This is a genomic window from Sideroxyarcus emersonii, from assembly GCF_021654335.1.
Classification (GTDB): domain Bacteria; phylum Pseudomonadota; class Gammaproteobacteria; order Burkholderiales; family Gallionellaceae; genus Sideroxyarcus; species Sideroxyarcus emersonii.
On sequence record NZ_AP023423.1, the window covers coordinates 2,612,131 to 2,631,668 of the forward strand.

The window sequence follows — 19,538 nt, forward strand, 5'->3', positions numbered from 1 at the left end:
ATGAAACACGCCAAGTATTTTTCCATCTTCGTGTTCACCGTACTACTGGGCTACGGCGCAGTAGCCTTCTACTTCTTGCCAATGGCAACTTTCCAAGGTGAACTGACACGCATGGCCCTCCTGCCCGAATCGCTATTCGGCTGGACCAAACCGCAACCACAGCTGGATATGAAGTGGATGCAGCAAGCCACGATGAAAAGCGCCGATGTGCTGGTCATAGGCGATAGCTTCTCCGAAAGCCGCGTCTGGCAAACCATATTGACGCAGCATGGCTTGAAAGTGCGCACCGAATCCTGGGACAGTATGCGCGGCATCTGCGCCGACTTCATGCCTTGGCTACGCGCACAAGGCTTCACTGGCAGATATGTAGTACTCGAATCTATCGAACGCAATCTGGTGGATGACCTGAATAAATCGGTTGCCTGCCAGCAGATGCAATACCATCCAAACTTAAAAACCGATGCCCCCCGTTATCCGCCGATCGTTGATTTCGATATAAACCGAGGCAACTATGCCGGCAAACTCTCCACGGGCATTCAAACACAGTTGCACGTCCTGCAATATGAGCGTTTGCAGCAATCTGCGAATTTCAAGCGCTGGCTACTGCCAAACGAGGTCCAGCTGGAACGAGTAGCGAACGGTTGCGGACTATTTAGCCACCTGCGCTGCAACGATTCACTCTTTTACACACTGGATAAACCGGAGGAGGTAAGCGACATCGCGCTGCAAGACATCGAGATCCTCAACCACCGCTTGGTCGGAATCACGCCGATCTGGGTTTTTGTGCCCAATAAATCTACGAGCTATCTTTATCCGGGCAAGCAATTCTGGAACATGGCAGAACAGCGATTCCATGCCCCCAATCTGCTGCACATGACTCAACAGGCAATCCAGGCGAAGACCATCGATCTTTACCCGGCAAACAACACGCACTTCTCGACCACAGGATACCTGTTAATGGGCAATGAAATTTTCAAGGCGATGGAGCAACAACAGCATCAATAACATCAGCTTCCCTCGCTCCACTCGCAGCTTCCCGGCATGGGATCCCAAGCCTCAATATCCTGCAAAGGATAGTTGTAGCGCAGGGCATAGCCGATGCGGCGCAACTTGCCCAGCCACGAAGAACGCACGCAATTGTGTGGGTTTCCCGCAGTCTTGCCGCCATCCGGATTCCTGAGCGAAGGCAGGTACAGGCGATGGAATTCGATCTGGGTGATACCCCACTTCATCACGAAGATGCGCCCCCCCAGATTGTGCTTGATCCGACCGGTACTCTTGCAGCCGAAATGGTAGAAACGGCTAGCACCGACGATGCGGAAATTGCGGCAACCGGCCACCCAGTACTTCATCATCAGATCGTCGTCGCTGCTCATCCCGGGCGAATACTCCAGGCTGTATCCGCCGACCATGTTCCACCATTTCTTGTGGAACAGCGTCGGCTGCGAAGCCGCACCCTCCTTGTCGCCACGCCCATCCGCCATGTAGCCCTGCAGGAACTTCGCTTCATCGAAATCGGCCGGCGTTGTACCAAAATCCTGCTTGATGATGACTTCGCTGCCTCCGATCTCCGGCTGGATGAGCGTACCGAAGAACAACGCCAGATCCGTATCCAGCGATTCGATCGCCGCAGTGAAGGCCGTATCCCAGCCCGGCGCCGCCACCATGTCGTCGTTCATGAACAACACCCAGTCATGCTTCGCTTGCGCCACCGCATGATTCACCGCGAGGCAGACACCGACGTTCCTGGCCGACTGCGTATACTTGATACCCTGCGCCTTGACCCATTCCAGCGATCCATCCGAACCGTCGTTCAGGTGGACGATGATCTCGTGCTCAAAGCTGGAATGCCTTTGCAGGCTTTCCACACAAAGTTTCAGATAGGGAAGGTTGTTCCAGCTGGGAATGACGATACTGATCATTTTACCGCCTCAAGTTCCCATACCATGTGATGCAATCCATTCGTCGTCAAGCGCCTGCTCAAATCGCGAATCGCCGATTTCACGGGATCATGCGGCATGTTCCTGTAGTTCGTTGGTGCCGACAGTTTTGCTATATGCGCAATGAATCGGCCGTGAAACCCGTAAATATGTCCGGCAGGATGTTCACCGCAAAAATATTCATGGGTCCCCCGGGCGATGTGATTGACGTGGGTCGGATCTGCAAAAGACAACGGTGAAGGATATGCCGGAGTGACTGCAAGAAACCTTCCACCGGGGGAGAGGACCCGCCAAACCTCGTTCATCAGGTTAATGAACGGATAAACGACTTCATTCGAACTTCCCAGGCAAATCTGCCGCGGCACGTGTTCCAAAAAATCAATCGCAGAGACGCTTTCAAAGAAATTATCTTCGAACGGAATCTTTTCAAAGATCAGATTCGCTTTCCTTATGCCGATCCCGCGTTGCGCAAGCAGTTCTTGAGCATCGTCTCGAATGTCCAGGCCAAATAAATTTGCCCTATGGTATGGGTTTTGTGGATTGGTACCGCAACCCAGATCAAGATGATTCGACATGATTTCCTTCTTGTTCGAGCAGGTAGTAGTTATATTGCATATTCTTAGTTGGCAACTTTTCCAACAGTGCGATTGGTTGCAGCAGACAGCAGCACTGCCACAGTCATCCCATAGAAAGTCGCAATCATTTTCAAATTGAACATTTCCACGGTAATACAAAATACAAGAAAGCCCAGTACCACACAAAGTCCCATTCTCGCTGCCACCCTGTGAAACTGGTATTGCGATGAGGATGCCTTATAGAACATCCTCATCGGGAGGAAAAAAAGCAAGGCGAGCGATATCATTCCTGCAATTCCGTAACGAGCCAGCGTAGCAAAGTAATAGCTATGCACTTCGCCTTTTCCTATATCTGCTGCCATTCTGGTTACAACACCCGAATCCGCCATTCTGTCCATTGCCAAAGCAAATCCGTCAGCGCCCACTCCAAAAACCGGATTTTGCATAAATAACTGAACAGCGGCTTTCCAAAGCTGGAATCGTATGCCGAGCGAAGTATCCGGAGTGACCGCCGTCAAATCGTGGATGGCTGCGTCCATACGAACGTGCACCACATTAATCGTCATATAGCCGACCACAGAACCGAAAATCATCGCTGCAACTGTAATGATCAACTTGATGACCAGGCCATTTTTGAAATTTGGGGACAACAGTATCCAGATAAGCAGGAAAATGGGGATGGCAGCCCATCCTCCGCGTGCACCTGAAACCATCGAGACATAAAGACCAGCCACCAATCCGATCACTTTCAATATCACGACGAAATGAGAGTCCTTTTGCATCCAGTTGATACTGAATACCGACAGGAAGCCCAGCATGAGCGCCAGGTCACCAAGATGGATGTGGATAAGAAAATATGTCGATGCGATCATTTTCTGTCCGGAGATCACTATGATGAAACCGATCAGGATCGCGCCAACAGCAAGTCCGTATTGCAGGGGCTTGAACACTTTATAGTCTGTTTCTCTCAACACAAGAAATATCGGAATGGAAAACAGGAATCTGGATGCCGAGTCAAAATCGCGCGCATTGGCGCTCAAATGATAAAACTGGCTCAGCATAATACTGATGATCGTTGCGCTCATTGACACACCGAACAGGACAAGGTCGCGATCCATGTTTTGCCGGATGCCGCTGCTTGCATTACAAAACATCAGGTAAACGGAGAGCGCAACCAACAAAATGAACCCGGTACCCATGCCGCCTTTTACAGTTAACAACAAGACAGGGTATGCGAACAGGATGGCCTGGATACTGCGGGTTGTTATCAAATAATTTTTCATATTTTTGATGCGTGATTTGTTGGCAACCAGATACGGTAAATTGTCTCATATTCCTTCGCAACCACATCCCAGCCACGCACGAATGCCATTGAAGCTTGGGGTCTATCCAGTTGGGAAGATACTGCCAGCGTCCATTGTTGAAGCGCCGTACCGAGCGGTATCACTGCCCCAGCACCGTCATCCACCTGTGCAGCCGCCCCGCATGCATCCGAAACGACCACTGGCACCCGTGCCGCCATCGCCTCTGTGATGACCATTCCGTATGGTTCCGCTTTCGCCGGATGCAATAGCACGTCGATATCCTGGAAATGCGCATTGTCAGTGCGCCATCCCAGCAGGCGATAGCCACCCCGCCAATCTGAGAACAAATGCTGCACTTCGCGTTCGTCGGGCCCGATCACCCACATTTCCAACTTCGGGCGATCACGTCGCAGTTGCGCAGCAATCTCGACTGCCAGCGGCAACCCCTTGCGTTGCCACTCCCTGCCCACGAATCCGATGATGCCGCCATCGTGTGGCACTGGATGCGGCGCCCGCATCACTCCAGGCAGGACGCCGGGCACGACCGGAGCGGTAATCTTGTGCGCATATTCGGGATAGTAATGCGCCAGCTGCCTGGCGATGATCTCCGAGTTCGGCACAATCTTCTGCGCCACGCGCAATTCGCGCCGTTCCATATAGAGCTGCATCGCCACGCGCAGCGAAATCCGCTTCCACCAGGGTTTGTCGCGCACCGTCGCGAACGGCGGCCCGTGAAAGGTGGTGACATCGTGCACCCCGACGCGCTCGTGGCTATGGATGACCCAGCCCGGTTGCGGATGAGCGCGCAGCCATTTTTCCACGCGCCGGCCAAAGCGCCAGTAATAGAGCCAGCGCGGGCGATAGGCCATCGTACCCAGCTCGTGTACCGCTATTCCTGTCGGCTTCTCGGCCACGCAGGTCTCGCATAAAACCTGCACTTCATGCCCGAGTCTGGCGAGTTCGCGCGTGGTCTCCCAAACGTAGCGCTCCATCCCGCCTGCCGGCCCGTAGCGCCGTACGATGTGAATTATCTTCATCCTGCCTCTAAATATTGGGTCGCCGTTATAGAATGCGCCTGTCGACCCATTCGAACCACGAAATATGGATAGTATAACAAGCGAACCCCGCCCTCTATGCGACCTGTGCGGTTCCAAGGGTGAACTCGTTCAATCAGGCATCGCCGATCCTGACGGCAATCTGGCGGGTACATGGGGTTTCCAGCGCTGCAGCAATCCGGAATGCGGAGTGTACTGGCTGGACCCCGCCCCCCCGCCGCACGAACTTTGGAAAGCCTATGCCACCTACCACACGCATACGCGCAAATCCGGCCATCGCCTGGCCAAGTCCACGCTGAGCCTGGCTCATCGCCTTATTCGGCTTGGCTTGCTGCCGCTGTGGGTCGCCAACGGACTTAAACGGGAAGCCGACTATCTGCGCTTCATGACGCTATCCCGGGAGCCTGCCGGCAGTTTGCTCGACGTAGGCTGCGGCGGCGGCCGCTTCCTCAACAGGATGAAAAAGCGCGGCTGGCAGGTCGAAGGCACCGATTTCGATGAACAAGCGACCAGGAAGGTTACCTCACGCTACGGCATCAGAACGCACGTTGGCGATCTGTCGCAATGTGCCTTGCCTGCCGACAGTTTCGATGTGATCACCATGAGCCAGACCATCGAGCACCTGTACGACCCGCAGGCAACGCTGCGCGAGTGCCTGCGCATCCTGAAGCCGGGCGGCCTGCTGGTCATGACCACCCCCAACGCACTCAGCCTCGGCGCCACCGAGTTCGGCGCTTTCTGGCGCGGCTGGGAAGCACCCCGCCATTTGCACCTGTTCACTGTTGAATCGCTGCAGAAACTCACCCGGCGCGCCGGCTTCGACGTGGCCGAGGCGAGCACCTACTCTGCCGGTGCTGCCGTGGTCTACCGCGTCAGCCGCGGCAATCAGCAATCCAGCCCATTCTCATGGCTGAACGAACTCAAGCTGCTGATCTGGAGCTATGACAAGGAACTGCAGGAATACCATACACAAGCCATTCAACCCCATACCGGGCAAAACGTATTGATCCGCGCACGCAAACCCGCCCTTCAGAACGGATAACCATGTTCTCCATCATCATCCCGACCTGGAACAACCTCGCGCTGCTGCAGCTGTGCATACGCAGCATCCGGCAGAATTCCGCCTACCCCCACCAGATCATCGTGCACGTCAACGACGGCAGCGACGGTTCGCTGGAATGGGTGCGCCAGCAAGGCATCACCCATACCGCCTCGCCCGAGAACGTCGGCATCTGCCTGGCGGTAAACGAAGCGGCCATGCATGCCAGCCAGGATTACATCCTGTACCTGAACGACGACATGTATTGCTGTCCCAGCTGGGATACGGCATTGGTCAACAAGCTCAAGCAACTGGATACCGACCTGTTCATGCTTTCCGGCACCATGATCGAACCGCGCGAAACCAACAACCCCTGTGTGATCGTGCGCGATTACGGCAGCGATGCCGAAAATTTCGACGAAACGCGCCTACTGGCCGAATTGCCGCAGCAGCATAAGGCCGACTGGAACGGGGCGACCTGGCCGCCCACGCTGGTAAGCAAGCGCTGGTGGTTCAAGGTCGGCGGTTACAGCAGCGAGTTTTCACCCGGCATGAGCAGCGACAATGACTTCTCCATGAAGCTGTGGCACGCGGGCTGCCGCGTGTTTCTCGGCGTGGGAAATTCGCTGGTCTATCACTTCCAGTGCAAATCGACTGGCAAGGTGAAGAAGAACGACGGCGGCAAACAGTTCCTGCACAAGTGGGGCATGCGCCAGTCGGTGTTCGACCGCTATTACTTGCGGCGTGGACAGGCTGCGCAAGGGTTGGTACTGGAAGAACCGAAAGACACTCGCGAGTTGCGCTGGCAATTGTTTCGCAGCCGCTTGAAGCGCGCGCTGGGGTAACAACACCCGCGCCGAATGCTTTGCACCTCAAAATATTTCAGATTTCGTCACACCGGCCTGCGCCGGAATGACGAATTATTGAAACTTCCCCTCGGCATTCAGCGCAGCCAGCTTGCGATATTTAAGGTAAGTCGTACGCGCATTCATGCGGGCAATGTTCCATCCCGCACTGCCATCCAGCACGCCTAACCGCACGATATAAGTCCTCACGAACGCCCACCACGCACTCAGAATCGCCCGCAACCAGCCGGCACGCTTGCCGGACTGAAACATCTGCTTTGCTGCAGCTGAAGAATAATGCTCGATCTTGCGTTCCACATCGTTCACTGTGAGATAGCTGTAGTGCAGCAAAGGATTTTTCAACTTGCTCGTGCCGCCTGTCAGCAGCACGCTTTCGTGCACTAGGCTATCCGAAAACCTGCCTGTACCGCGCTTGAACAGGCGCAGCACGTAATCCGGATACCACCCGGAATGGTGCACGAACTTGCCGCAGAACTGCGACAGGCGCGGGCAGTAATAGCCGTCGGCATTGCCTGTGCGCATTGCCTGTTCGAGCTCGGCGCGCAGCTCTGGCGTCACCCGCTCGTCCGCATCGATGGAAAACACCCAATCCTGGCTCGCATAGCCGAGTGCGCGATTCTTTTGCGGGCCAAAACCGGGCCAGTCGGCATGCGCATATACCAGGGCGCCCATTGCACGAGCAATGTCAGCGGTATCGTCGCTGCTGGCGGAATCCACGACGATGAGCTCATCCGCCCAGGCCACCGATTGCAGGCAATCGCGGATGTTGGCGGCTTCGTTCTTGGTGATGATAATGACGGATAGCGTCGGCATGTTTAACGCCCGTTCAGCGTCGGCGTGTATTCCGGCACCCAGTGCCGCAAACGCTCACGTACAACAACATCATCATTTGCCGCATCCGAATTCACCCAATCCAGCATCGCCTGCAGTTCGCCGGCGGCAACCTGACGCGCCTGGGCAATACGCAGCTTGGGATGAGGCGTCGGTAGCGTATGCTCGCTATCAGCCAATACCTCTTCATACAGTTTTTCGCCGGGGCGCAGACCGGTAAATTCGATCTTGATATCGCCCTCATTGAAACCTGAAAGACGAATCATATCCTTCGCCAGGTCGACGATCTTCACCGGCTCGCCCATATCGAGCACGAAGATCTCGCCGCCCTTGCCCATATAGCCCGCTTGCATTACCAGTTGTGCCGCTTCGGGAATGGACATGAAAAAACGTGTAATCTCTGGATGCGTGACGGTAAGCGGTCCCCCCTTGGCAATCTGTTCGCGGAATTTTGGAATCACGCTGCCGTTGCTGCCGAGCACGTTGCCGAAACGCACAATGACGAAACGCGTACCATCGGGCTTCTGCAGACCCTGGCACACGATCTCCGCCATACGCTTGGTAGTCCCCATCACGTTGGTTGGATTCACTGCCTTGTCGGTGGAAATCAGCACGAATTTCTCTACGCCATGCCTTTGTGCACAACTTGCCACGCGCCAGGTTCCGAACACATTGTTGCGTACCGCTTGCCAAGCGTTGTGCCGCTCCATCAATGGCACATGTTTGTAGGCAGCAGCATGGAATACCACGTTGGGCCTATACTCCCTGAATACCTGCTCCAGCCGCACATCGTCGCGCACATCGCCTGCCAAATAAGCTATTTCCAGCTGCGGGAATGTTCCATCCAGCTCTTGTTGTATGTTGTACAACGCAAATTCATTGGCGTCGTATAGCACCAATTTCCCGGGGGTGAATCGTCCGATCTGACGGCACAGCTCAGAGCCGATCGAGCCCCCGGCTCCTGTCACCAATACCACCTTGCCAGTCAATTGTTCTTGCAGGCCGGCATTGTCCAATTGCACTGAATCGCGTCCCAGCAAATCTTCCAGCTCCACTGCCCGCAGTTGCGACAACGTCACCTTGCCGCTCAGCAGATCATCGAACGAAGGAACGGTCAATGCCTTGATTTCAGCCTGATTGCACAATTCGATGGCTCGTTTGCGCTGGCTGTGGGTTGATTCAGGCATTGCAATGATGGCCTGATTCACGCTCAACTTGTTTGCCCAATGGACAAGCTCTTCCTGCTTCCCCAATACCCGCACACCGTTCAGCATGTTCCCGATCTTGCCTTCATCGTCGTCCAGGAATCCAACCACACGCCATAAGGGGTTGCGTGCCAATTCCTTGGCCAGGTTGACGGCCGCATCACCGGCCCCCAATATCAAAACCGGCTCGCCGTGAAGTTTGATATCGGCAAACAATGCCTGCTCTTTCCAAAGACGATAGATCAAGCGCCCGCCGCCCATCATCAGCAAAAGCAATATCGGATAGATAACCAGTACGGAACGGGGAACCACGACCGTCATCCGCAACATCCAGAACAACAGGGGGATAGCGCCTGCCGCCACGATCACTGCCCAGAGAATGCGCCTGAGATCATTCACGCTGGCATAACGCCATACGCCACGATACAAACCGAAGCGCCAAAATACGATGCCTTGCAGCACCACCACCCAAATCAAGGTATGCCAGATTTCTGCAATGAAATTTGCCGGCAGCTCAAAGTTGAATCGCAATAAATAGGCGAGTAACCATGCAAAACCCGCTGCAACAAGATCGTGCAGCATGGCCAGTAAAGAACGGAAATTTTTCCTGAGATATCCTAGCAAGATCAGTATGCGTTCTTACCGCGCATCCCGCCAAAAATGGTCATCCATATTATCTTCAGGTCGAATATTATCGACCAGTTATTGATGTATTCCAGATCGTACCTCACCCGCATCTCCATCTTTTCCATGGTATCGGTTTCGCCGCGCCAGCCATTTACCTGTGCCCATCCAGTTATTCCTGGCTTGACCGTATGGCGCAGCATATAGCCATGAATCAATTTGCGGTATTGCTCGTTATGTGCGACTGCATGAGGTCGCGGCCCCACAATCGACATTCTTCCCTGCAGCACATTGATGAATTGCGGAAGTTCATCCAGGGAAGTTCTTCTCAGAAATGCCCCTAACGGGGTTATTCTAGGGTCGTTCTTCTGGGCTTGCGGAATGTTTGGCCCATCTTCGAGCACGGACATGCTGCGGAACTTCCACACCTCGATCACCTTCCCATCCAGGCCATAGCGTCTTTGCTTGAAAATGGCCGGGCCTGGAGAGGTCAGCTTCACGGCCAGTGCAATCGACAGCATCACCGGGGATATCAGCAAAAGGATCAGGCTGCCCATAACAACGTCTTCCAATCTTTTCAAGAACGCGTTGCTTCCATAGATTGGACTTTCAAAGACACTTACAACCGGCATGCCACCCAGGCTTGACCAGCGTGCGTGGAACAACTCCGAAACGAAGACATCAGGAACGATGTGAACCGATACTGTGCTGTCGGCAAGCATATCTACAAGATGACTTATTTTTTCTTCCTGGTGCATCGGATAGGCTATATAAACGCAATCGATCTGTCCCTCATGCACCTGTTGCAACAACGTCTTTAAGTCCCGCGGCAGCAGATTTGCTGCTTGCTCACGTTGGGGGGCGTCAGCATCGTCGTATATTCCTTTGATACTCAAACCCATCCACGGAGAGTTCATGATGGCATCAGCGATCTGTGTGACGGCCTTCCCGCCCCCCACAATGGCCACTGAACGTGTATTCAAACCCAATTTGCGGAACCGCCGTAGCACAACGCGCAGCAGCAACCGCTCCGTAACAAGCAGGATCGGCGTCGTTGCCCACCACGCAAGAATCGTCACCCGGGAAAAATGCACCGAAGATTTGCTAATGAATGCCAGGGCAAGCAGCACACAACAGACCAGTATCCATATTGACATGAGTACCCACATCTCACGCCCGACCGAGTCAGCTCGCCAGGAACTATACAGGGTGTGCCACTCTGCAAAAAATAAAAAACCAAGTACCGCAACTGCTCCCGCCAGTTGATAATGAAGATCCGGAGAAACTCCGTATCCTTTTGCAGAAACCCATAAAGCAGTCAGGATGATTGCGGCATCCAGCATGCGATGGAAAACGCTCAGTTCGCTGCCGTGTTGGCGAATCATTCCTTTGCGATAAGGCATTTAAACTTTCCAGTACTAATCAATTGGTTCCACTATCTCGCTTCTGATGCATCTTTGCACAATCTATTAATTACCTCTTCGACCCCGACGGTGCTGCGCCACATGAGTTGCTTGTTGGCTTTTTCGGGATTGGCACTAATATATTGAGCGTCAGACAATCGGAAGTGAGCAGCGTCAATTTCTGTATGATCTTTCCAATTCAGATTGAAATAGGCAAAAGCCTTCTCAACAAAATACTCAAGGCTAACAGTCTTGCCAGTTGCGATAATATAATCATCTGCCGCTTCTTGTTGCAGCATGAGCCACATGGCCTCGACATATTCTTCCGCCCAACCCCAGTCTCGATAAACATCCAGATTGCCAAGTTGAAGTTTGGTATTTTGTCCTGCAAATATATCTGCAGCCGCACAAACAATCTTCTTCGTCACAAAACGTTTTGAACGCAATGGAGATTCATGGTTGAATAAAATTCCAGTACAAGCAAACATTCCATATGCTTCACGATATGTCTTGACCAAATTGTGGGCTGCCGTCTTTGCCACAGCATAAGGACTATGAGGATGAAATGGTGAGCTTTCTGTCACAGGTATTTGTCCTGCTTCACCAAAGCACTCACCTGATCCAGCATTAAATATTCGGATTGAACTCTCTACAGCGCGGATCGACTCCAGTAGATTCATCGTCCCACAGACGATGCCTTCCATAGTCTCGACCGGATGATCAAATGACAACCCCACCGAACTTTGTCCAGCGAGATTATAGATTTCATCTGGTTTGGTAGAACTGACAATTGATTGCACACTATGATAGTCATCAATGCGCATTGAAACAGTACTTACATGTTCCAATATCCCCAAGCGTTCCAAATTCGTGAAGGGTGTTGTATCAGCATCACGAGAGGTTCCAACTACTTCATATCCCTTAGCAAGCAACAGCTTCGCCAGATACGCACCGTCCTGTCCACCCACACCACAAATTAATGCACGTTTCATATGTTTACTCGCCCAGTTAACTGCGATTCCAGGCTCGCCATGATGCATCTACAAACTCTGTAAATTCCTTGCGAAAACGTTCAGGCGAAAAACGTAGCGCATTTTCACGGCACGCTTGGGCGGAAATGCTCCCACCTTCTACTTCAAAAATATGCAATGCCTCAACTACAGCTTTGGGAGTTTGCTCCTGGAAAAATACTCCGGTTGGCACGTCCGCGTTAAGCCCATGCACCGTCTCCAAAACAGCCCCCTTACCAAACGCAATAACTGGCGTTCCACACGCCTGGGCCTCCAGTGGAGCGATACCAAAATCTTCTTCTGCGGCAAAGATAAAACCTTTTGCGCGCTGCATGTGATCTTTCAATACTTCAAAAGGCTGCCATCCCATGAGAGCGACATTGGAGCCAGCTACTTCCTTGCATTTAGCCAAGTCCGGTCCGTCACCAATCACCACCAAGCGTTTATCCGGCATGGAAGCAAAGGCCTCAACTATCATCGGAATTTTCTTGTAGGGCACCATTCTCGATGCCGTTAGATAGAAATTTTCTTTTTCAGTCTGGAGCGTGAATGCAGATACATCAACCGGCGGATAAATGACAGTTGAGCTTCTACGATACGTTTTGTCTATGCGTCTGGCAATGAAGCGCGAAATAGCGATGAATTCATCAACGCCATTTGCAGTACGCACATCCCACAGGCGCATCTTGTGCAGGATCCAGCGCGCAACCCAGCTTTTCAAGCCGCGGTCCAATCCTGACTCCCTCAAATATTGATGCTGCAAATCCCATGCATAGCGAATAGGTGAGTAGCACATACAAAGGTGAAGCTGATTTGGCCCAACCAGCACGCCCTTAGAAACGGCGTGCGAACTGGATATAACCAAGTCATAGCCCGACAAGTCAAATTGTTCTACTGCCAATGGCATCATCGGTAAATAATTACGATATTTTGTGCGAGCCAATGGCAGGTGTTGAATAAAAGAAGTTGTCACTTTCTTATTCAGAATGAAATCGCGGTTTTCTTCAGGAAGAAAGTCAACCAGACTATATAGGTCTGCATCAGGAAAACAGACCAACATCTGTTCAAGTACCCGCTCTGCTCCTGCATATACTGTGAGCCAGTCGTGAACTATGGCGATTTTCAATTTATTCATAGGGAAAAACAATTTGCAGCTTTCTAAGTTACACCCACACTCGCTTGTGGTTGATTACCATGAACTTGGCTACGGCAAGCCACAATTGACAACGTTATTTGTTAAAATCAATCATACCAAACAACCAGTTTGCCAATCCGAGTAACTTTATTTATAGCAAAATGTTTTTGTAAATCTTTACATGCTGCGATGCAATCTGATTCCAGTCGCGCCGTTGCACATATTCGCGGGCTCGCCGTGCCAATGCATCGAGCCTTGCAGGTTGTCCCAGAATTTGGGAAATTGTTTGCAAGGCTTGTTCTGGAGAGTCTGCAAATGCAAGTGTGTCGGCTAATTCATTCGTCGTGAAGCTACCCCTGGTTGAAACCGTAGCAACGCCATTCAACAAGACAGCCAATAATGAAGAACGGCGTTCTGACGCGCCATCCGGAAATGGCATATACGCTACGCGTGACCTTGCGAGAATGCTGGCCACCTCGGGTTCAGTTAGGCCAATCTGCCATGTAATGGGTAAAGCCTCTGACTCGGCTCGCAGTTTTTCAATATAAGCCGGCTGCTTAGGATCAATCGCACCGATTATGCGCACCTTCAGTGACAAGCCTTTTGCTTTGATCAACGCCGCCAAGGCAATCACCTGCTCGATTCCCTTGTCCGGCCGAATCAATCCGAAACTCACAATATCGGGCAGGTCTTTCTCACATAACGCAGCAGGTACTGATATAAAACTGCCTATGGGGATTGAGCAAGACCGCCTTGCTATCCATGGCGCATACTTAATCGAGTATCGCCGTTCAAACTCGGAAGTAAATATCAACTGCTCGGCACCATATGCAAATGGGTAAAGCGCAAGCTTCCTCAGCAAGTGCACTTGGCTGATTTCATGGAGGGTGACAACACAGGGCTTCAATAACAAGCTCAGCGCTTGTGGCCCAAGCTTATGGCCGTAGCCTGTCGCTGGATATTGAATGTGAACAATATCCGGTGACGATGCAGCAATTCTTGCCACCAGCTGTTTGGCCTTGAAAAGGCTCCAGTCAACGTTTTTTGAGTACACATCTACTTCCACCCCAATTGCCGCCAAAGCCTCAACCAGTTTGGCCGTGTAATCGCCGATGCCGCATGGCATGGGAGGATATGAGCCCGTGACCATTGCAACCCTCATATTGTCTCCCCTACCGAAAGCGTCTTATTACACCCCCCAGAAATGCGATTTTCAGGTAGTGCGTTGGAACGTAGCAGCATTCCTGAACTAACCAGAAGAGCCAGCAATAACCAGAAATGGCCAAACACGTAGCTAAAACCGCTGACAATGTTTATTGCTAACATCAGTAAAAAAGAACTTAAGATTCCGAACCCCAACGCTGCATTCTGATTATTGATGGGGGATTTTTCGAGTGCGACAAATTGAGTCGATAACGGTCCAAAAATTAGCAATATGAACCCCCACAATCCTATTAGTCCACTATTAGCCAGCAGGTTTACAAACAAATCATGAGAGGTAACACTGCCCCAACCTAGCCCAAGTACAGGAGATTCCAGGAATGACTGCCATGCGTTGTGAATAGTATAAATTCTTTCTTCAATCGAATATGAATGGATGGCAACAGATTCCAGTTGATCTATTTGTGCAGTGAAATGCGACATTATGGCTATTAAAGACACCTCCACAAGCCCATACGCCACCGCCAAAAATATATAGCGCCTTAAAGACTGCCAATTCAGCTTCAGAAGCACAGGAAACCCGAGCAGCAACACGAATATTCCAAGATAGGATGTGGAGCTAGTTGATAGTAAAAGCACCAGAAGTAAAAGCACCAAGATCATTCTATCTGTGAAAATTGAAAAGATCGGGGATTTGAACCACTCCACAGCCATAAGCAATGGGACAGCAGCCAATAGGAACTGTGCCAGTATTGATGCTTCCACAGCAACCGAAGTGATGCGCTTAAACCCAGCTTCCTTTATCACACCGGTGAATCCTCGTGCAGATGAAGTTTCACTGCTATTGAATATAGTCTGAGGGTAATCGAAACCATAATGGTAAGCAGCCCATTGAAAAATACCCCAACAGCTGACGAACACCGCCGACATAACAAATATTCTAATTGTTCTGATCAGAGCTTCCTCATTTTGATTCCGCATGACAATCAATAATGTCATCAAGATCCAAAACACTGCGTAAAGGAACTGGGTGATATTGTGAGCCGAAAGGGACAGCAGAAATGAACCGGGAGCATCAAGCCTTGGTGAGTGAACCACAAATTGATTTGGCATCTGCCAAAGCGCAACCAGAGAACAGGCCAATATTGCGATGTAAAGAAGGCACATTGCCCCGAACGCCTGAATGTATTTGGGTAATACCAATGGCCTCAAGCGCGTCAGAGCATAAAACTCTCGACCAAGCCAGAGGCTTCCAACTAGCAGTATGGCGGGAACGCCCTTTAATTCACCGCCTACCGACATATTGATCACTGCAGTGGCGGAGAATGGAATAAGGAAAATTGCCAAAAAATATAACCAGTTTGGAGCAAAGATAAACAACACCGGTCCAAACAAAATTAGGAACCAACCTACTAATGTGATTTCCATCAAATTGGAATTATTCTATTTTTTAGCATCTGATTTGGGAAAGAAAAAGAAATTATTCACATATCTATTGTCGAAAACATTTTCCAAATATGGCTTTTGATGTATCTCATATGAAAAGTTACTGATATTGACCATATCTTGTTCGTGCAAGTAAAAGCCTTCATATCCAAACTGGATAATTTTATTGATAATTTCGTCAATTGGTCGATTAAGATGTCTTTGTTCTATTTCGATTAACAGAACAGGCTTATTCGCCAAAATTGTTTCTTTAGCACCTTCTAGAACTTCGTATTCATGTCCTTCCACATCGATTTTTATGAAATCAACTTCGGCAAGCATAAAGTCATCAAGACGCTTTACTGGGACTTCAAGCATTTCTGAGTTAGTAGTGGGGCGAAAGCTTGCCAACCCATCTAATTTGGTACCGCGGCTATCATGAGGTATATAGAGATTTAGGGTACCCAGGCTGCTGGATAACCCAACATTATGAGCAACAACATTAGGCTTGGCGTATGCAGCAATTTTCGAATAGCACCAAGGCTGTGGTTCAAAGCAAACAACCTTCTTGCAAAATTTTGCCAGGGAATATGTGTACAAGCCTCGGTTCGCACCGATGTCGACAGCGACTCTGCACTCCGAAACAAGCTTAGGTAGCACTACTAACTCGTGCTCAAGCTTTCCAAATGCTCTGTAGTAAAAATAAAAAACCGGCAGATGATATCGCTTGGGAATCAAATTAAATATGGTATCGCGTATTGATTTGAACATTATCTCTCCCATTTACTTCAAGAATCTAATGGCTTCACGAGATATTTCGGCTCTCAATATTCCTACAAGCCTGCCATCATAAACGTTGGTGCGCAGCAGTTGAAAAAGGGCTCGGAGCATAAAACGTAGAAGTGTTATTCGATATGCTGTACGACTATGGCTTTGGAGCGCATTCTTGTGCGATAAAACAACGAGTGCTGCCTGTCGCAACATCTTTTTGCCTTGTTTTGAAAGATTTGAATCATGCACTCTGTAAATCCCCAAGGCTTCTTCGCAATACGCGACTCTCATTTCAGACAATGAAATCCTTAAGCACAAGTCGTAATCACAAGTCATAAATGAACGGAATAGATTTCCCTGAACCTTCATCTTTTCAATTAATGCCCTGCTAAATAAAGTGAAATTAACTGAAAAAGGGTTATACAGTAATATCACCTTACTATGGTTTTGGTACACACCTGTTGCGACAAGCTTTCTGCGAGGGCTTCTTGTCCCCGATTTGATAAAAAGGTGATTGGTAACTACCGCATCAACTGCATCTTGTTCGAAAATCAAAAGGCATTTTTCTATGAACTGAGGCATTAGGAGGTCGTCAGCACTCAACAGCATGACGTAGTCTCCACGCGCCCGGTTAATCACCAAATTCCAATTCGCTGTCATGCCGCAGTTTTGCTCATTCTGCTCCACATGGATTTGAGAATATTTGGTTGCGAATTCATTCAGAATACTTTTCGTGTTGTCGGTTGAAGCGTTGTCCTGAATCAGGATCTCGATCCTTGGATATGTCTGTGCCAAGACAGACTGTATGGTTTCAGCGATGTATTTTGCGCCGTTATACACAGGAATACATACCGACACTTGGGGCTGATTATCTGTCTTCACAGCTTATTTACCAGAATTGAAAACAAAAGATTAAATGATTGCTTCGCTAGTTTGCCGATGTTCATTAGCATTGCGGGTGAATTCAGATTAATTTGGCAGTAATTAGTATTACGCCTGCTATTACTAGTACGATCCCAGATACCGTCATCCAATTAAACGGCTCCTGAAATATTAGTGCCGAAAGAAGTGCCACTACCGCCACTGCTCCTGATGTCAAAACAGGGTAAGCAACATTGAGCGGCAAAAGTTTTAACGCTGCCGTATAAAGCAAAAAAGCTAGCCCATAAAACCCCACGCCGAACCATAATGGCAAGTTGCTCAATATAGCTAGTGGATCATTGAAAGAAGGAAGCTTGTGAGGAGGCATTGTGGCCAGCTTGATACAAACACTTGCAGATGCGCTGGATACAATACCGAGAATTAGAATTAGCCATTTCATACGCTGTAACCATGTTCGGCACTCGAACAATAGAAGTTTTTAAATCAACACAAAGTAGAATTTTGTGCAGCATCAGATTTTTTTTATCACCACACAATCCCCATCTTTATATAACACCTGAAAATTTCCGTTGTTATTCTTCTCAACAACATCTTCCCGAACGTACGACCGTATAGCGATTTCCCCCGGGCCGGCCTGAGACTTCCATGCTTCAAACTGGGGTGATGGATGTACCCACCACTCGAATTCACCTTTTGTTTGCGGCTTCCCAGTTATTGCATAGCCAAACAATGGAAAAGGGGCCTCGTTTAAATAAGTGACACTATCATTGGCTATATTTTTCTTGACCCATTTCAAGGCATTGAATTCATTCTCCTGGATAGCAGGAGAAAACTTGTGCAGTCCAAAATGAAGCAACGTTCCAAGCAAAACAACCGCTGGAATCGCGATTTTAAATTGCTCGCGAATTCCTTCGCCTTTTCTGAATACATAACTCTGCGAAAGAAATAAAATAAATAGCGGCGTTAATACATACGCATATTTATAAATTGGATACATCCCTCCAAAACCCGCAATTACTTTACTAATAACGACCAATCCAACTAGCCCAACAACAATCAGCAACACAAATATGTAATCGCGACACAAGTTTTCTAACGAGATAGCAATTGTCACTTGTGCACCCTCTGACATTTTTTTAAACGAAATTGAAAGTAGTAACAGAAAGCTCCCTCCCGCCAAGATAGCGAGATAGCGCGAGTCCATACTAACTCCTCCTTCTATGTTGTATATATACTTTAGGCCATCCCAATTCCGCAGCACAAAATCGGCTCCGATTGCTGTGGAAATTATGATGGGAATCAGTAGCACCACTATTCTTCTTGCCCCAGATAGACCTATCTTGATGTAAACAAGATATGCATACATTAAGAAAAGAAGTGGGAGCCACTGCGGATATGTTAGCCCCATGCCGGAAAGCGCAATTGATACAAAAAAAATCTTCCCCCAAGTTATTTCTGCGAAACATCGCAAACACCAGATAAACATAACTATATAAACCAACCCAAGCACCATCGGATAGAATCCGCTTCTTGAATAAGATTCTGTTATATAGGGACTTACTAAAAACATTGCAAATGCCCACAAGACTGCCACTACTGCGGCATATAGTCTGGTTCGTAAATCGCTGTAAATCATTGTGCATGCTGTTGCAACCACAATGCCCATAAGTAGCGCAGCAAATATCCACATAACATAAAATGGATCAACGCCAAACAGAGTTGCGGCGATTGCCACCGTCAAATGGAAGCCAAATGGATAGTTGGCTATCTCCCACAGGAATGACCAGTCACTGGCCGGAAGGTGTTTGTACTCGTACAAGTATCTGACCAGTGAGTAGTGAGCCGCTGAATCAACTGATACGCTTTGGGGAATTATTTGCCAAGAAGAGAGATATAGATTTAGAACTGCCCAGCCCAGAAATGCACATAAAAAAACCCATGAAGATTTATCCCCCTTATGGTTAAGGGCCTGTGAGGCACTTAAGTCAGGAACATTCAGCGCAAGGGTTTTTTTACTGTCCAAATTTATCAATATCTTCCCCAGAATCAGAGAAATCATCGATCCGAAAAACACTGCAATGCCGTCAACTCGTTGGCCTAGGCTTCCACTGATGAATCCAGTCAATGCAACTGTGGAAGTAAAAAGAATTAATGCGCTAACGAATTTGAATGCCAGCGCCTTTCCTTTAAATATGCTCCATGAGAGATAGCCAGCAAGCAATATCGAAAACAGTATTGAGATTCGTTCCATGCATTCTTTCAATAAGGATTTCTGCTACCGAAATTGGGAGTTAACCAGCAAATAAATATAT

Annotated in this window: 18 protein-coding genes; 3 read left to right on the plus strand and 15 right to left on the minus strand. The window is 49.5% G+C overall.

The window, feature by feature from the left end:
* Positions 1 to 1,005, plus strand: a complete 1,005-nt coding sequence (locus L6418_RS12775) for a hypothetical protein (protein ID WP_237247306.1) — start codon at positions 1 to 3, stop codon at positions 1,003 to 1,005.
* A gap of 2 nt (positions 1,006 to 1,007) precedes the next feature.
* On the opposite strand, the gene L6418_RS12780 is transcribed toward L6418_RS12775, so the two are convergent.
* Genes L6418_RS12780 through L6418_RS12795 form a run of 4 tightly spaced genes read right to left on the minus strand, consistent with a single transcriptional unit; the run spans position 1,008 to position 4,856 of the window.
* The gene (locus tag L6418_RS12780) at positions 1,008 to 1,922 is read right to left on the minus strand and encodes a glycosyltransferase family 2 protein (protein WP_237247307.1); all 915 of its coding nucleotides are present in this window, start codon (positions 1,920 to 1,922) and stop codon (positions 1,008 to 1,010) included.
* Complete coding sequence (locus tag L6418_RS12785; RefSeq protein ID WP_237247308.1) at positions 1,919 to 2,515, minus strand: class I SAM-dependent methyltransferase; 597 nt, start codon at positions 2,513 to 2,515, stop codon at positions 1,919 to 1,921. The genes L6418_RS12780 and L6418_RS12785 overlap by 4 nt, the downstream gene beginning before the upstream one ends.
* Before the next feature lie 44 nt (positions 2,516 to 2,559).
* On the minus strand, positions 2,560 to 3,798 hold the full coding sequence (locus L6418_RS12790; protein ID WP_237247309.1) for an O-antigen ligase: 1,239 nt from the start codon (positions 3,796 to 3,798) through the stop codon (positions 2,560 to 2,562).
* Positions 3,795 to 4,856 (minus strand): glycosyltransferase family 4 protein, encoded by a 1,062-nt coding sequence (locus tag L6418_RS12795; protein WP_237247310.1) that lies wholly within the window; start codon positions 4,854 to 4,856, stop codon positions 3,795 to 3,797. Before L6418_RS12795 ends, L6418_RS12790 begins: the two co-directional genes overlap by 4 nt.
* A gap of 64 nt (positions 4,857 to 4,920) precedes the next feature.
* On the opposite strand from L6418_RS12795, the gene L6418_RS12800 reads away from it, so the two are divergent.
* Positions 4,921 to 5,916 carry a bifunctional 2-polyprenyl-6-hydroxyphenol methylase/3-demethylubiquinol 3-O-methyltransferase UbiG gene (locus L6418_RS12800; RefSeq protein WP_237247311.1) on the plus strand — a complete coding sequence of 332 codons (996 nt, stop codon included), beginning with the start codon at positions 4,921 to 4,923 and terminating at the stop codon, positions 5,914 to 5,916.
* Between the two features lie 2 nt (positions 5,917 to 5,918).
* On the plus strand, positions 5,919 to 6,758 hold the full coding sequence (locus L6418_RS12805) for a glycosyltransferase family 2 protein (protein ID WP_237247312.1): 840 nt from the start codon (positions 5,919 to 5,921) through the stop codon (positions 6,756 to 6,758).
* Positions 6,759 to 6,833: 75 nt separating this feature from the next.
* On the opposite strand, the gene L6418_RS12810 is transcribed toward L6418_RS12805, so the two are convergent.
* The 11 genes from L6418_RS12810 to L6418_RS12860 form a co-directional block, all read right to left on the minus strand.
* On the minus strand, positions 6,834 to 7,592 hold the full coding sequence (locus L6418_RS12810) for a glycosyltransferase family 2 protein (RefSeq protein WP_237247313.1): 759 nt from the start codon (positions 7,590 to 7,592) through the stop codon (positions 6,834 to 6,836).
* 2 nt (positions 7,593 to 7,594) lie between these two features.
* On the minus strand, positions 7,595 to 9,397 hold the full coding sequence (locus L6418_RS12815; RefSeq protein ID WP_237248744.1) for a nucleoside-diphosphate sugar epimerase/dehydratase: 1,803 nt from the start codon (positions 9,395 to 9,397) through the stop codon (positions 7,595 to 7,597).
* Positions 9,398 to 9,441: 44 nt separating this feature from the next.
* The gene (locus L6418_RS12820) at positions 9,442 to 10,842 is read right to left on the minus strand and encodes an undecaprenyl-phosphate glucose phosphotransferase (protein ID WP_237247314.1); all 1,401 of its coding nucleotides are present in this window, start codon (positions 10,840 to 10,842) and stop codon (positions 9,442 to 9,444) included.
* Positions 10,843 to 10,874: 32 nt separating this feature from the next.
* Complete coding sequence (locus L6418_RS12825) at positions 10,875 to 11,834, minus strand: GDP-mannose 4,6-dehydratase (RefSeq protein ID WP_237247315.1); 960 nt, start codon at positions 11,832 to 11,834, stop codon at positions 10,875 to 10,877.
* 16 nt (positions 11,835 to 11,850) lie between these two features.
* Complete coding sequence (locus L6418_RS12830) at positions 11,851 to 12,987, minus strand: glycosyltransferase family 4 protein (protein ID WP_237247316.1); 1,137 nt, start codon at positions 12,985 to 12,987, stop codon at positions 11,851 to 11,853.
* 151 nt (positions 12,988 to 13,138) lie between these two features.
* A complete protein-coding gene (locus L6418_RS12835; protein WP_237247317.1) occupies positions 13,139 to 14,149 on the minus strand; it encodes a glycosyltransferase family 4 protein in 1,011 nt (336 codons plus the stop codon).
* Complete coding sequence (locus L6418_RS12840) at positions 14,146 to 15,576, minus strand: O-antigen ligase (RefSeq protein ID WP_237247318.1); 1,431 nt, start codon at positions 15,574 to 15,576, stop codon at positions 14,146 to 14,148. The genes L6418_RS12835 and L6418_RS12840 overlap by 4 nt, the downstream gene beginning before the upstream one ends.
* A 15-nt stretch (positions 15,577 to 15,591) precedes the next feature.
* Positions 15,592 to 16,344: an FkbM family methyltransferase gene (locus L6418_RS12845; RefSeq protein WP_237247319.1), complete on the minus strand. Its 753-nt coding sequence runs from the start codon at positions 16,342 to 16,344 to the stop codon at positions 15,592 to 15,594.
* Positions 16,345 to 16,356: 12 nt separating this feature from the next.
* On the minus strand, positions 16,357 to 17,226 hold the full coding sequence (locus L6418_RS12850) for a glycosyltransferase (protein ID WP_237247320.1): 870 nt from the start codon (positions 17,224 to 17,226) through the stop codon (positions 16,357 to 16,359).
* A gap of 82 nt (positions 17,227 to 17,308) precedes the next feature.
* Positions 17,309 to 17,665, minus strand: a complete 357-nt coding sequence (locus L6418_RS12855; RefSeq protein ID WP_237247321.1) for a multidrug efflux SMR transporter — start codon at positions 17,663 to 17,665, stop codon at positions 17,309 to 17,311.
* Between the two features lie 72 nt (positions 17,666 to 17,737).
* The gene (locus L6418_RS12860; protein WP_237247322.1) at positions 17,738 to 19,477 is read right to left on the minus strand and encodes a hypothetical protein; all 1,740 of its coding nucleotides are present in this window, start codon (positions 19,475 to 19,477) and stop codon (positions 17,738 to 17,740) included.
* Positions 19,478 to 19,538: the final 61 nt, after the last annotated feature.